General features: G+C 65.6%; 11 protein-coding genes. 4 read left to right on the plus strand and 7 right to left on the minus strand.

Going from position 1 to position 13,925, the window contains the following annotated elements:
• Positions 1-146: 146 nt before the first annotated feature.
• Positions 147-1,196, minus strand: a complete 1,050-nt coding sequence (gene purM, locus CEY11_RS11765; protein WP_088603574.1) for a phosphoribosylformylglycinamidine cyclo-ligase — start codon at positions 1,194-1,196, stop codon at positions 147-149.
• 182 nt (positions 1,197-1,378) lie between these two features.
• Here purM and hda point away from each other — a divergent pair, with 182 nt between their 5' ends.
• Genes hda through folK form a run of 3 tightly spaced genes read left to right on the plus strand, consistent with a single transcriptional unit; the run spans position 1,379 to position 3,959 of the window.
• Positions 1,379-2,095, plus strand: coding sequence for a DnaA regulatory inactivator Hda (gene hda, locus CEY11_RS11770; RefSeq protein ID WP_088603669.1), 717 nt, complete (start codon positions 1,379-1,381; stop codon positions 2,093-2,095).
• Between the two features lie 9 nt (positions 2,096-2,104).
• On the plus strand, positions 2,105-3,481 hold the full coding sequence (gene pcnB, locus CEY11_RS11775) for a polynucleotide adenylyltransferase PcnB (RefSeq protein ID WP_088603575.1): 1,377 nt from the start codon (positions 2,105-2,107) through the stop codon (positions 3,479-3,481).
• A gap of 4 nt (positions 3,482-3,485) precedes the next feature.
• Entirely contained in the window at positions 3,486-3,959 is a 474-nt protein-coding gene (folK, locus tag CEY11_RS11780; protein WP_088603576.1) for a 2-amino-4-hydroxy-6-hydroxymethyldihydropteridine diphosphokinase, read from the plus strand.
• A 116-nt stretch (positions 3,960-4,075) separates the two neighbouring features.
• On the opposite strand, the gene CEY11_RS11785 is transcribed toward folK, so the two are convergent.
• The 6 genes from CEY11_RS11785 to CEY11_RS11810 all read right to left on the minus strand — a co-directional run bounded on the left by CEY11_RS11785 (position 4,076) and on the right by CEY11_RS11810 (position 12,310).
• A complete protein-coding gene (locus CEY11_RS11785) occupies positions 4,076-5,173 on the minus strand; it encodes an ABC transporter ATP-binding protein (RefSeq protein ID WP_088603577.1) in 1,098 nt (365 codons plus the stop codon).
• On the minus strand, positions 5,166-6,815 hold the full coding sequence (locus CEY11_RS11790; RefSeq protein WP_198958887.1) for an ABC transporter permease: 1,650 nt from the start codon (positions 6,813-6,815) through the stop codon (positions 5,166-5,168). The genes CEY11_RS11785 and CEY11_RS11790 overlap by 8 nt, the downstream gene beginning before the upstream one ends.
• A 239-nt stretch (positions 6,816-7,054) precedes the next feature.
• Positions 7,055-8,212: an ABC transporter substrate-binding protein gene (locus CEY11_RS11795; RefSeq protein WP_088603578.1), complete on the minus strand. Its 1,158-nt coding sequence runs from the start codon at positions 8,210-8,212 to the stop codon at positions 7,055-7,057.
• A gap of 501 nt (positions 8,213-8,713) precedes the next feature.
• On the minus strand, positions 8,714-9,892 hold the full coding sequence (locus CEY11_RS11800; protein WP_088603579.1) for a CaiB/BaiF CoA transferase family protein: 1,179 nt from the start codon (positions 9,890-9,892) through the stop codon (positions 8,714-8,716).
• Between the two features lie 11 nt (positions 9,893-9,903).
• A complete protein-coding gene (locus CEY11_RS11805; protein WP_088603580.1) occupies positions 9,904-11,064 on the minus strand; it encodes an acyl-CoA dehydrogenase family protein in 1,161 nt (386 codons plus the stop codon).
• A gap of 316 nt (positions 11,065-11,380) precedes the next feature.
• The gene (locus CEY11_RS11810) at positions 11,381-12,310 is read right to left on the minus strand and encodes a LysR substrate-binding domain-containing protein (protein WP_088603581.1); all 930 of its coding nucleotides are present in this window, start codon (positions 12,308-12,310) and stop codon (positions 11,381-11,383) included.
• A 150-nt stretch (positions 12,311-12,460) separates the two neighbouring features.
• Here CEY11_RS11810 and CEY11_RS11815 point away from each other — a divergent pair, with 150 nt between their 5' ends.
• Positions 12,461-13,810, plus strand: coding sequence for an MmgE/PrpD family protein (locus CEY11_RS11815; RefSeq protein WP_088603582.1), 1,350 nt, complete (start codon positions 12,461-12,463; stop codon positions 13,808-13,810).
• The last annotated feature ends 115 nt before the right edge of the window (positions 13,811-13,925 follow it).

Raw genomic sequence — 13,925 nt, forward strand, 5'->3', positions numbered from 1 at the left:
TCCTGCCAAGCCTATGGATCATAGGGATGCGCCGCAGGGCGCCGCTTTGCCCGGGCTCGCCCGCTACAAGCCATGAACCCACCGATGCCGTGCCCGGCGAGAGCCGCTTGCCGGGCAAAAGCGCCGGGCAAAAGCTATGGCGCCGCTCAGACCACCACGGTCTGGGGCCCGCCGGGCTCGCGCTCGACGATTTCGCCCAGGCGGCTGACCTGCTCGCCCTGGGCGCGCAGCGTGGCCGCTATGGCGTCGGCACGGTCGGCCGGCACCACGATCACCATGCCGATGCCGCAATTGAAGACGCGGTGCATCTCGGCATCGTCCACCCCGCCATTGCGCTGCAGCCAGGAAAACAGCTCGGGCATTTGCCAGGCGTCGCGATGCAGGCGGGCGCACAGCCCGTCGGCCAGGATGCGCGGCACGTTGTCGAGCAGGCCGCCGCCGGTGATGTGGGCCAGGCCCTTGATGTCCGTGCCGTGTTCGGCCAGGGCGTGCAGCACCGGCTTGACGTAGATGCGGGTGGGTTCCATGACCACGTCCAGCAAGGGCTTGCCGCCCAGTTCCTGGGTGGGCTTGGCGTTGGCGTGCTTGAGGATGCGCCGCAGCAGCGAAAAACCGTTGGAATGCGCGCCGCTGGAGGCCAGGCCCAGCACCGCGTCGCCCACGGCGATGGAGGCACCATCTATGATGCGCGACTTTTCCACCGCGCCCACCGCGAAGCCGGCCAGGTCGTACTCGCCTTCGGGGTACATGCCCGGCATTTCGGCCGTTTCGCCGCCGATCAGGGCGCAGCCGGCCAGTTCGCAGCCACGGGCGATGCCGCCCACCACGCGCGCCGCGGTGTCGACCGACAGCTTGCCGCAGGCGAAATAATCCAGGAAGAACAGCGGCTCGGCGCCCTGCACCAGGATGTCGTTGACGCTCATGGCCACCAGGTCGATGCCCACCGTGTCGTGGCGCTGCCAGTCGAAGGCCAGGCGCAGCTTGGTGCCGACGCCGTCGGTGCCGGACACCAGCACCGGCTCGTGCATCTGCCGCGGCACCTCGAACAGCGCCCCGAAGCCGCCGATGCCGGCCATTACACCGGCCCGCATGGTGCGCGCCGCCAGGGGCTTGATGCGGTCGACCAGCGCCTCGCCCGCGTCGATGTCGACCCCCGCGTCGCGGTACGTCAGGGAAGCTGTCTTTTTGTTCGTCATGAGAAAAGCCGTGGGATGTGCAAGAATTGCGTGTTGAGCGAAATCGCGACGCAGCCGGCGGGCCGCCTGCCGCCGGTAAACAGCGCCGCACAGACAGAGCCACATAGCCGAATGGCCAAAGGAAGCAATTTTACGATGTTTGCGACATGCCGGCCCAGCCGCCGCCGGGCGGGCGCCCCCCGATGAGCCGCCAGCTCATACTGGATCTGCTGCCGCCGCCCCGGCCCACCCTGGAAAACTTCATCGCCGCCGGGAATGGCGCCGCGCTGCAGGCTCTGCGCGAGCTGCAGCCGGGCCGCGCGGTCTATCTGTGGGGCCCGCCCGGCGCGGGGCGCACGCACTTGCTGCGCGCCCTGGGCGAAGCCCCCGACTGCCTGTATATCGGTGCCACGGACGACCCCGCGCCGCTGAACGAACTGGCCACGGGCGACGCCGCGCCGCCGCGGCTGGTGGCGGTGGACGACGTCGGCAGCCTCGGGCCCGCCGGGCAGGCGGCGGTCTTCGCGCTGTACAATCGCTGGCGCGCCGCTGCACACACTCCGCAGGCCTACGCCATGCTGGTGGCCGGCGAGCGGGCGCCCATGGCCATGCCGCTGCGCGAAGACCTGCGTACACGCCTGGGCTGGGATCTCAGCTTCCGCCTGGAATTGCTGTCCGACGACGAGCGTGCGGCGGCGCTAGCCAGCCGCGCGGCAGAGCGCGGGCTGCAGCTTTCGGCCGAAGTGCTGAACTGGGTATTGACCCACTACGCGCGCGACATGGGTAAACTGACGGCGTTGCTCGACGCGCTCGACCGCTATTCCATGGAAAAACAGCGCGCCATCACGCTGCCCCTGCTGCGCGAACTGCTGGCCGGCACCGCCGGCACAGTGTCCACGCACCCGGACACACCACTCTGACACATCTACATGCTTGCAGAAACAATAAAAAACTTCGTCAGCCGGCTCTTCGCCGCTCCCGCAAAAGGGCCGCTGCGCCTGCCGCGCGACAAACACGGCATCGATCGCCGCAACGTCTCGCGGCACGCCATCAAGGTCTGCGAAGTGCTGCACCAGCATGGGTACGCCGCCTACATCGTCGGCGGCGCGGTGCGCGACCTGATCGTCGGCCTGCAGCCCAAAGACTTCGACGTGGCCACCAACGCCACGCCGGAACAGATCCGGCCGCTGTTCCGCCGCGCGCGCATCATAGGACGGCGCTTCCAGCTGGTACATGTGGTGTTCGGCCAGGAAATCATCGAGACCTCGACATTCCGCGCGCCCTCCAGCGCCGGCCAGGAAACCGACGAATACGGCCGCATCCTGCGCGACAACACCTTCGGCACGCACGAAGAAGATGCCGTGCGGCGCGACTTCACCGTCAATGCGTTGTACTACGACCCCATCAAGGAAGAAGTCATAGACTTCCACAACGGCGTCAGCGACCTGCGCAAGCGCATCGTGCGCATGATCGGCGACCCCGAAACACGCTACCGCGAAGACCCGGTGCGCATGCTGCGCGCGGTGCGCTTCGCCGCCAAGCTCAACGCCACCATAGACCCGGCCACCAAAGAACCCATACGCAAGCTGGCCTCGCTGATCGAGAACGTGCCCGCCTCGCGCCTGTTCGACGAGATGCTCAAGCTGCTGACCTGCGGCCACGCCATGGACTGCCTGCGCATGCTGCGCACGGCCGGCCTGCATCAGGGCCTGCTGCCCCTGATCGACCTGATCTTCGAAGAGTCGGGCGGCGAACAGTTCGTGGAACTGGCGCTGGAACGCACCGACGCCCGGGTGCGGGCGGCCAAGACAGTGAGCCCGAGCTTCCTGTTCGCCGCGCTGCTCTGGAAGCTGGTGGACAAGCGCTGGCAGCAGACCATGGCCGCGGGCGAACACTCGCTGCAGGCGCTGACCCAGGCGGCCGACTCGGTCATGGAAGAGCAGACCCGCAAGCTCGCCATTCAGCGGCGCTACCAGTCCGATATGCGCGAGATCTGGTTCATGCAGCCGCGCTTCGAACGCGCCAGCGGCAAGGCCGTCTGGCGCATGCTCGACCAGCCGCGTTTCCGCGCGGCGGTCGACTTCCTGCAGCTGCGCGCCGAGGCGCACGAAGTCGACAGCGTGCAGGCCCAGTGGTGGATGGATCTGGCCAATGCCGACGATGGGCAGCGGGCCGAAATGATAGAAGCCCACATGCAGCAAAGCCGGCAGCAGCGCGGCTCGAACGGGCCGGCGCGGCGGCGCCGCCGCCCGCGGCGCAAACCGGGCCAGGAAGAAGGCGGCGCAGCAAACCCGGCCCAGGGCTAGCCGCATGACGCAGGCGTACATCGGGCTGGGGGCCAATCTGGGCGACGCCGGTGCGACACTACGCCACGCCGCGGCCGACATCGCACGCATTCCGGGCGTAAGCGACCTGCGCCTGTCACCCTTCTACCGCAGCGCGCCGGTCGACTCCGGCGGCCCCGACTACGTCAATGCCGTGGCGGCGCTGCGCACCTCGCTGGCGGCCCGGCAACTGCTGCGCGAACTGCAGCGCATCGAGCTGCAATACGGGCGCACCCGCCCCTACCGCAACGCCCCCCGCACACTGGACCTGGATCTGCTGCTGTATGGCAATGAACGTATCGCGGCGCCCGACCTGATCGTGCCGCATCCCCGCATGCACGAGCGTGCATTCGTGCTGGCGCCGCTGGCCGACCTGGAGCCGGGCCTGCGGCTGGCACAGGGCGCCTTGTCCGAGTTGCTGCGGCAATGCGCAAGCCAGGCCATTGAACGCCTGGATTAGGCGACACGGTTCACGCAGCAAAGGGGCGGCACCCTTTTACGTAAGCGGATGCCAAGGCGCGGCCGCACTCAAGGGCAGCCGACGCACGCCAACCGCCGGCTCGCGCCTTTTGCCATTCAGCTCTTGTCGGCTTTCAATATGTAGACGTCGTTCTCGGGTATTACGACGGTGACCTCGCCTATGGGGAACTCCTGGGCGCTCTCTACCAATATTTTTTGCCCGTACACATCCACGCGATACTCGTAGTGGTCGCCGACATAGGCGATTTCATCGAGACGACCGGGCACCCTGTTGGCAACGGTACCGGGCGCCGCGGCGACGCCATCGCGGGGATGGAGTTCCAGCTTCTCGGCACGAATGCCGATGCGGACTTCGCCGTCGGCCGGCATTTCTTTGCCGGACGACACGCCAAAGCGCAGATTTTCCCCCACCTGCAGCACATGCAGGTCGGGCCGTTTGTCGACGACGCGCGCCGAAAAGAAGTTGCAGTGGCCGATGAAGTCGGCCACCCGCTCGGATACCGGATGCTCGTAGATGCGCTTGGGAGTATCGACCTGCAACATGTTGCCGGTACTCATGACGGCGATGCGGTCGCTTAGCGACAGGGCCTCGGCCTGGTCGTGGGTGACGTAAATGGTCGTGACGCCGACCTCTTTCTGCAGCTTCTTCAGCCATATGCGCGCGCTGTCGCGCAGCTTGGCATCCAGATTCGACAGCGGCTCGTCCAACAGCAGCAAAGACGGCGAATACACCAGGGCGCGAGCCAGCGCCACACGCTGCTGCTGGCCGCCCGACAACTGGTGCGGATAGCGCTCGCGCTGCTCGAGCAGACCGACTTGTTCGAGCACGGAATCGATCAGGTTCGACTGCTTGGCCTTGCTGACCTTGCGCAGCTGCAGCGGCAGCGCGATGTTTTCCGCGACCGACATATGCGGCCACAGCGCGTATGACTGGAACACCATGCCCAGGTTGCGCTCTTCGGGCTGCAGGAATTTCCCCGTGGCGCCGTCGCAATACACCGTATTGCCTACACGGATGATGCCGCTGTCGGGCTTTTCGAGCCCCGCTATGCACGACAGCATGGTCGTCTTGCCGCAACCGCTGGGCCCCAGCAGGGTGAAGAACTCGCCCTCGGCCACCGTGAAGCGGATGTCGCGCAGCGCCTCGTATTTGCCAAACCTTTTGCTGACGCCGTCTATCACCAGTTCATTCATTCGCGTTCACCTTAAGGACTTTCTTCGCAACCACCACGAACAACACGCAAATCAGGATCTGCACCAGGGACAGCGCCGCCACCGGGCCGGTATTGCCGTTCAGCCACATCTGCAGCATGGTCGTGCCGATGACCTGGTTGTCGGCGGATCCCAGGAAGATGGCCGGCGTAAATTCCTTGACCATCTGCACGAACAACAGCACGAAGGAAGCATACAGCCCGGGCACCAGCATGCGCAGCAGCACCCGCCGGAAGGTGAGCCACCAGTCGGCGCCTATGGTGCGGGCCGCGGCGTCGAGTTCGGTGCCGATCTGCATGACAATGGGCGCGATGGCGCCGAAAGCCATGGGAAATGCCCGGATGCCGAAGGCGATCATCAGGCCGATCAGGGTGCCGTTCAGCACCCGCATGCCAGGCACCAGGGCAAACATCCAGAAGAACCCCAGGCCCAGGATGATGCCCGGCACCACCTGCGGAGCCAGGGCGACGAATTCCAGCGGCCCGGCCAGCACGAAGCGCGAACGCTTGGTGATGAGCACGACCAGGGTGGCAAGCAAGGTGGTTACCACGCCGCCGATCAGGGCAATGACGATGCTGTACCAGATGGAGTCCACATACTGCTGAACCGCAAATACCGTCTGGAAATTGCTTAGCGTCAACACCTTGTACGGGGCGATCAAAGGCGTAAGCACCTGCGTGAAGGCGCGTACCACCAGCCCCAGCATGGGCAGTATCGGGCCCAGCAGCAGGTACAGGGCCACAAAAGCGAAACCCACCCAGCGAATGGCGCCGAGATTCAGTGTGCTGCGGCGCGCCGCCTTGCCCCTGACGCTGATGAAGCGCTTGCCGTTCTTGAGAGCCAGATACTGGATGACCACCAGCACCGCCATTACGCACAGCACCAGCACCGATGCGGCGCCCAGCAGGCCGATATCCGGATGCGGATCCAGCAGGCCCTTGGTGTAGATGAAGCTGGCGAAGAGTTCTATGTTGACCGGGCCGCCGTACAACAGCGGGATACTCAGGGTTTCGAGCGAAACACTGAATATCAAGAGCGCGGCATACAGCACCGGGGGCCGGATCATGGGCAAGACCACCCGCCGCAACACCGTCCAGGGCCCGGCGCCGCAAGTGCGCGCGGCGCTTTCCAGCGACGAGTCCAGTTGATGCATCGCCCCCGAGCAGTACAAGTAGCCGATGGGTACCAGGGCCACCGATTCGGTTACGGCCATGCCCATCAGCGTGTACAGGTTCCAGGGAGTGGTGCCGATCAAGGACTGGACGAAGATCGTGGCATACCCCGCCGGGCCATAGATGTAGACCCAGCTGAACGCCAGCACCAGCGGAGAAATATAGGTGGGCAGCAGCAGGCACGCATCCATCGCGCCCCTTAAAGGGACACGGGTGCGCACGATCACCACCGATGAAATAACCGCGATCACCAGGGCGATCACGGTGGTTGCCACGGCGAACGCAAAGCTGTTGAACGCCACTTGCCAGAACCCGGCCTCTTCAAACAGCCGCACGTAGTTCTGCAAGGTGAAATGCTGGCCGGCCTCATAGAGCGGCCGGTCGATGAAAGACTGATAAATAATGGGGAATATCGCGCCGATGACCAAAAAGACGACGACGATGAAAACCACACTCTGGATCCAGAACCCTTTGCCCCTGCCCAGAAAACGCCGATACGATATTCGGCCGTACGTTCCACCGGGCGCGCTATTTGCAATCGTGTCAGTCACGCTGGCTCCCCATCGCTATCCTCATACATGGCCGGCCCGGCGCAAGCTGCGCGGCCCGCAGCGGGCACCCATGGCGCCTCGCTGCGGGCCGCCGGCTTACGTATCGCCTGCGGCAAAATGGCCGGACTCCGGTGCCGCCATTACTTCAGATAACTCTTCCACTTCTGGGTAAGCTTCTGCGCGTCTTCCTTGGACACATCGTCGTAGCCGATGATGACCAGGTTCTTCTTGCCCAGCTTGGACTCGATGGACTCGTACGTGCGCGGCGCGGCCTTGGCGGGCAGGCCCGTGCGATATGGCGTGAAGCCGCCGTCGTACACGGCGATCTGCCCGTCCTGCGACAGAATGTAGTCCAGCATCAGCTTGGCGGTGTTGGCTTGCGGCGCCGTCTTGGGTATGCCCATGCCGCGCAGGAACATCGGCGTGCCGTCCGAGATATAGCTCCAGCCCAGCAGGCCCGAACTCTTCTCGGCGTGGGGAATGATCACCGTGCTCGACACGAAATAGCCGACCAGGTCTTCGCCGGTCTGCAGCTTGTTCACCATGGGGCCCGACGAGCGCTCGGGCCGGGTCATCGACAGCAGCTTGCCCAAGGTGTCCCAGCCGTGCTCCGGATTGGCCTTCAGCCAGCTGTAGAAAATCGCGAAACCGAAGCTGACGGCGATGTCGTAAGTGGTGATCTTGCCCTGGAAGCGCTTGGGATCTTTAGTGACCAGCTCGAGCAGCTGGCCTATGCCTTGCGGCCGGTCTTTCTCGGACAGCAGCGCCGTGTTGTACCCCATCAGGATGGGGTCGGCCGAAAAGGTATACAGGTTCGGCATGGGCTCGGCAAAATCGGGCAGGTGGGCCACCTCGGGCGACTTGTAGTCGAGCAGCACCTGCTTCTTGGCCATGCGCACCCAGCTCGTCGGGTCGCCGGACACCATCAGGCTGGCGGGCGAAGTGCCGGTCGCGGCTTCGCTGTAGTAGCGCTCGAAGACCTCGGCGCTGCTCAGGTTATTGGACTTGATGGTTTTGACCCAGGGGTATTTTTTCTGGAAACCCTTGAGTATGGGCGCCCAGTTGTAGGTGTCCATATTGGAATAAATAGTCAGGCCCGATTCTTTTTTCGAGGCCTCGACGATGGAATGGTAGTCGGACGGGTAATAAGACGGCAACGCGTCGTCGCTGCCTTTTGCCAGCACCAGGCCCGGGAACGGCAGTGTCGCTCCGGCAATCAGCGCGCTGCGCAGGAAGTCGCGCCGGCCGGTGCGCACGGCCATGCTGGAATTGGTTTTGTTTTTGCTAGGGGAATCCACTTTTGTCTCCTGTAAAGGTCTAACAACAAGGTTCTAAGGGCGATCTCGGCCGCAATACACGGACTGGCGCCTGCTATGGATTGCGTGGCGCCAGCCGACATACTGCGCGGCGCGCGCCCACGCGGCCGGAGCGCATCGGTGATGCGCGGCCAGCCGGATCCGGCACAAAAAAAGCCCTTGACATAGCCAAGAGCCAGGATTGTTGCGTGTCGGATGCCACTACGTCTTTCGAGGCGATACATGCCAAAGTGCCGCGCAAAACAGCCGCCGCCGGGAAAACCGAGAGACGCACAGGTGTTCCGGTAGTGGCGATATGGCTGCGCGATTTCATTGACTAGGCCTCACGTCGTGTTGTGGCCTAATCATAAACCCATTTTCGTGCCAGCTCTCTTATTTGCTCCAATGTTTATACGGCTCCGCCGCCGCGCAGATCGGGGCGGCGCAGGCGCCGCGGCCCCGCGGGCCGAAGGCCTAGTGGAAAACCCCAGCTCCGGCCCTGCGTCAAACGGCCGCGGCCGCCCGCAGGTCGGCAACAGCCTGCTCGCCGTAGCCCAGCTCGGCCAGGATCGCCCCGGTGTGCTGGCCCAGCGCGGGAATGGGATCCATGCGCGCCGAAGCCGCATCCGGCACACCCGGCGGCAACAGCGCGGGGATAGTGCCGGCCGGGGTACCGACCTCGACCCAGCGCTCCCGCGCCGCCAGTTGCGGATGGCTCCAGACTTCGGCCATGCCGTTCATGCGCGCATTGGCGATCTTGGCGGCATCCAGGCGGGCCACGACCTGTTCGAGCGTAAGGCCCGCAAACACCTCCAGGATCAGCGCGCGCAACTCGCCGCGCGCCTGCGAACGGCGCGAGTTCGAGGAAAAACGCGGGTCGGCCGCAAGTTCCGGACGCTGCAGCACCTGCTGGCAGAAAACCTGCCACTCCCTTTCGTTCTGCAGGCCGAGTATCACCGTGCCGCCATCGCCGGTGCCGAACGGGCCGTAGGGATAGATGGTGGCGTGCGCCGCGCCGCTGCGCGCCGGCGGGGGCGCCCCATCGAAGCTGTAATACATCGGATAGGACATCCACTCGGCCATGCTTTCGAGCATGGACACGTCGATACGCCGGCCCTGCCCGGTCTTGCCGCGCTGGATCAGGGCGGCCAGGATATTGCTGTAGGCATACATGCCGGCGGCAATGTCGGCGATGGAGCAGCCCGCCTTGGAGGGCTCGTCGGCCGTGCCGGTCACCGACAGGAAGCCCGATTCGCTCTGGATGAGCAGGTCGTAGGCCTTCTTGTCGCGATACGGGCCGTCTGCGCCATAGCCGGATATGTCGCAGACGATCAGGCCCGGATGGCGCTCGTGCAAGGCATCGAAGGACAAGCCCAGGCGCGCGGCGGCGCCGGGGGCCAGGTTCTGCACCAGCACGTCGGCCTTGTCCAGCAAGCGCAGCATCACCTCGGCGGCCGCGTCGTGCTTGAGATCCAGCGTCAGGCTTTCCTTGGAACGGTTGACCCAGACGAAGTGCGACGACAGGCCGCGCACGCGCTCGTCGTAGTCGCGCGCGAAGTCGCCGCTGCCGGGCCGCTCGATCTTGATGACGCGCGCGCCCAGATCGGCCAGCTGGCGGGTGCAGAAAGGCGCGGCGATCGCCTGTTCCAGGGTGACGACGGTGATGTCCTGCAAGGGCAGCATGGGTTCCCCTTTCAAAAAGAGCGCGGCAGTCCCAGCACGTGCTGGGCGATGTACGACAGTATCAGATTGGTGGAGATCGGCGCCACCTGGTAGAGGCGCGTCTCGCGGAATTTGCGTTCGACATCGTACTCGCAGGCAAAGCCGAAGCCGCCGTGGAACTGCAGGCAGGCATTGGCCGCTTCCCACGAGGCGTCGGCGGCCAGCATCTTGGCCATATTGGCCTGCGCCCCGCAGGGCTCGTGCGCGTCAAAGCGCGCGCAGGCGTCGAAGCGCATGAGGCTGGCGGCCTCGACATTGACGTAGGCGCGCGCGATGGGAAACTGCACCCCCTGGTTCTGGCCTATGGGGCGCCCGAACACGATGCGCTCATTGGCGTATTTGGTGACGCGGTCGACGAACCAATGGCCGTCGCCTATGCATTCTGCGGCGATCAGCGTGCGCTCGGCGTTGAGCCCGTCGAGGATGTAGCCAAAGCCCCTGCCCTCTTCGCCGATCAGGTTTTCTTCAGGGATTTCCAGGTTCTCGAAGAACAGCTCGTTGGTCTCGTGGTTGACCATATTGGGGATGGGACGCACAGTGAGCCCTTTGCCCACCGCCTCGCGCAGGTCGACCAGGAAGATCGACATGCCCTCGGACTTCCTGCGCACCTGATCCAGCGGCGTAGTGCGCGCCAGCAATATCATCAAGTCGGAATGCTGCACGCGCGAGATCCAGACCTTCTGGCCGTTGACCACGTAGCGGCCGTCTTTCTTGACGGCCACGGTCTTGATGCGCGTGGTGTCGGTACCGGTGGTGGGCTCGGTCACCCCCATGGACTGCAGGCGCAGTTCGCCGCTGGCGATGCGCGGCAGCCACTGTTTCTTCTGCGCCTCGGAGCCATGCCGCAGCAGCGTGCCCATGTTGTACATCTGGCCGTGGCAGGCGCCCGAATTGCCGCCGGCGCGGTTGATCTCTTCCATGATGATCGAGGCCTCGGTCAGGCCCAGGCCCGAGCCGCCATATTCCTGCGGAATCAGCGCAGCCAGCCAGCCGGCGCGCGTCAGCGCATCGACGAATTCGGCGGGATAGCCGCGCCGCGCATCGACCTCGCGGAAATATTCATCGGGAAACTCGGCGCACAGGTCGCGCACCGCATCGCGGATGTCCTGGTACTTTTCAGCAGGATTCGGCATTCGGGATCCTCGTGGCGTCCAGGGCCGATTCACCCTGAAAGAGCGGCCCTTTCAGGGTGAATCGGCCCCAAGCCAAAATTGCATGGGTTTAGGGAAAACAGGGGCGGGTCGCCGGCTTATGCGCAGGAACGGATGGCTCGAGTGCCGCGGGTTGCCGCCGAACAGCGCCCCGCTTGCTCGGCAAACGGGGCATCAGCGCTATAGATTGATCGATTCCGGCCCCACGCGCAATTCCGATTTCTTTAAGCGCGGCTTAGCGCCGGCTTAGGACTCGCCCATACCGAAAGCAAAAGCGGCCACGCTTTCAATGGCCGGTTCAGCCCCGCGGCAGTGCCGCAGCGGGCGGCTCGGCGGCCGCATCGCGCACCAGCTGGGCCACCAGTTCCTGCGCGAAGGCCGGCAGCCTGTCCACGGACTGCACACAGATGTGCAGCCTGCGCAGCGCCCAATCGTCGGTCAGGGGAATCAGCTGCAGCGGCATGACCCGCTGGTAGCGGCGCGCCGCCGACTCGGGCACCACGCCTATGCCTACCTGCGCGGCGATCAAGCGGCAGGAGGTCTCGAAATTGCCGACCTCGACCCGCACCCGCAGCAGGCGCCCGCTGTCCTCGGCCGCCTTGAGCAGGAAGGAATGGATGGCGCTGGACTCGAACAGGCAGACGTGGTCGTAGTCCAGCGTATCGGCGAAAGCATGCGTCTTGGCGCGCGCCAGCGGATGCGCCGCATGGGTCACCAGTATCAGGCGGTCGCTGCGATAGGGCAGGAACTCCAGGCCCGCGCCGCCGCTGTCCTGCGCCGTGATGCCGATATCGGCCGCCCCCTCGGCCACCGCCTTGACCACCTGGTAGCTAAGGCGCTCGCGCAGCTCTATATTGACGTCGGGATGGTCGACCAGGTAGTGTTCGAGCGCCGCGGGCACGAATTCGTTCATGGCCGTGGTATTGGCGCAGATGCGCACCAGGCCCTTGACCCCCGCGGCGTATTCCTGCAGATCGCCGCGCAAGTGTTCCAGCTGGCGCAGCACGATGCGGGCGTGGCGCACGAAGGCCTCGCCCGAGGGCGTAAGGGTCACGCCCTGGCTGCTGCGGTACAACAGCGCCGTGCCCAGGCTGTTTTCGAGGTTCTTGACGCGATTGCTGGCCGCAGGCAGCGACAGAAAGCTGTATTCGGCACCCTTGGTCAGGCTCATGGCACTGGCCACATTGACCATGAGCTGCATATCGGTCAGATCGAAACGCATCGGCATCCGCGCCCACCTCCTTTGGAAAATTTAAGCCGCACTTAAGCAATGGGGAATAGGCAAACCGGCGGCTTGCGTGCATAGTCTACCGTTGACTCGGGACATTGACACCCATATCCCGTGTCCGCGCCCGCAAACCCATACCTGCCCGAAGCCATGAACCATCCCAGCGCCGAACTTGCCCGCTTTGTCTCCGAACTCCAGTTCGCATCCATACCGCAGCCGGTACTGCGCCGCGCGGAAGACCTGCTGCTGGACTGCCTGGCGTCCGTGCTGGCCGGGTCGCACAGCCGCCCGGTGCGGGCCATAGCCGGCTACGCGCGCGCCATGGGCCCGGCCGACGGGCCGGCGCAGGACATAGTGGCGCGGCGCGGCACCAGCCCGCTGTTCGCCGCCATGGCCAACGCCGCCTCGGCCCACATGGTGGAACAAGACGACGTGCACAACGGCGCGGTCTTCCATCCGGCAGCGGTGGTGTTTCCGCCGGCGGTCGCCATCGCGCAGGCGCTGGGCCGCAGCGGCCGCGACCTGCTGGTGGCTGCGGTCGCGGGCTACGAGGCGGGCATCCGCATCGGCGAATTCCTCGGGCGCTCGCACTACACCATTTTCCACACCACCGGCACGGCCGGCACGCTGGCCGCAGCCGCCGCCACCGGGCGCCTGCTCGGCCTGGACGCCGCGCAGATGCTGCATGCCCTCGGCTCGGCGGGCACCCAGGCCGCAGGCTTGTGGGAATTTCTGCGCGACGGCGCCGATTCCAAACAGCTGCATACCGCCAAGGCCGCGGCCGACGGCATGACGGCGGCATGGCTGGCGCGCGACGGCTTCACCGGCGCCTCGCGCATACTGGAGGGCCCGCAGGGCATGGCCGCGGGCATGTCGAGCGACGCCGATCCCGCGCGCCTCACCGACGGCCTGGGCACACGCTGGGCGCTGCTGGAAACCTCATTCAAGTACCACGCCTCGTGCCGCCACACCCATCCGGCGGCCGACGCCCTGCTGGCACTGGTGCAAGAGCACGATCTGGGCGTCGAAGACATCAAATCGGTGGTCGCGTACGTGCACCAGGGCGCCATCGACGTGCTCGGCCCCGTGGTCGACCCGGTCAGCGTGCACCAGTCCAAGTTCTGCATGGGCGTAGTGCTGGGCCTGATCGCGCGGCACCGCCGCGCCGGCCTGCCCGAATTCGATGCGGCGCTGTCCGACCCGGCCATTGCCGATTTCCGCGGGCGCGTCAGCATGCGCCTGGATCCCGAGGTGGACGCCGCCTACCCGCGCCGCTGGATCGGTAAAGTCAGCGTGCGCACCCGCGACGGCCGCACGCTCGAATCGCGTGTCGACACCCCCAAAGGCGATCCGGAAAACACCCTGAGCCGTGCCGAGATCGAAGACAAGGCCCTGCGCCTGGGCTGCTATCAGGGCGCGGCCACGCCCGACGAGGTGGCGCGGCTCATCGCCCAGGTCTGGGGCCTGGCGGAGAACGAGCGGGTGGGCTGGTTTCTGTAGCGCAGACGCGCGCGGCACACGGCGGCACATAGCGGCGCGCAGTGGGTGCGCCGCTGGCGGCCACGCCGGGCAGGATGCGCGGCGGGCAGCTGCACCTGCCCGCCGGCGCCCCGCG

It is taken from the genome of Candidimonas nitroreducens (genome assembly GCF_002209565.1).
Lineage (GTDB): Bacteria > Pseudomonadota > Gammaproteobacteria > Burkholderiales > Burkholderiaceae_B > Candidimonas > Candidimonas nitroreducens.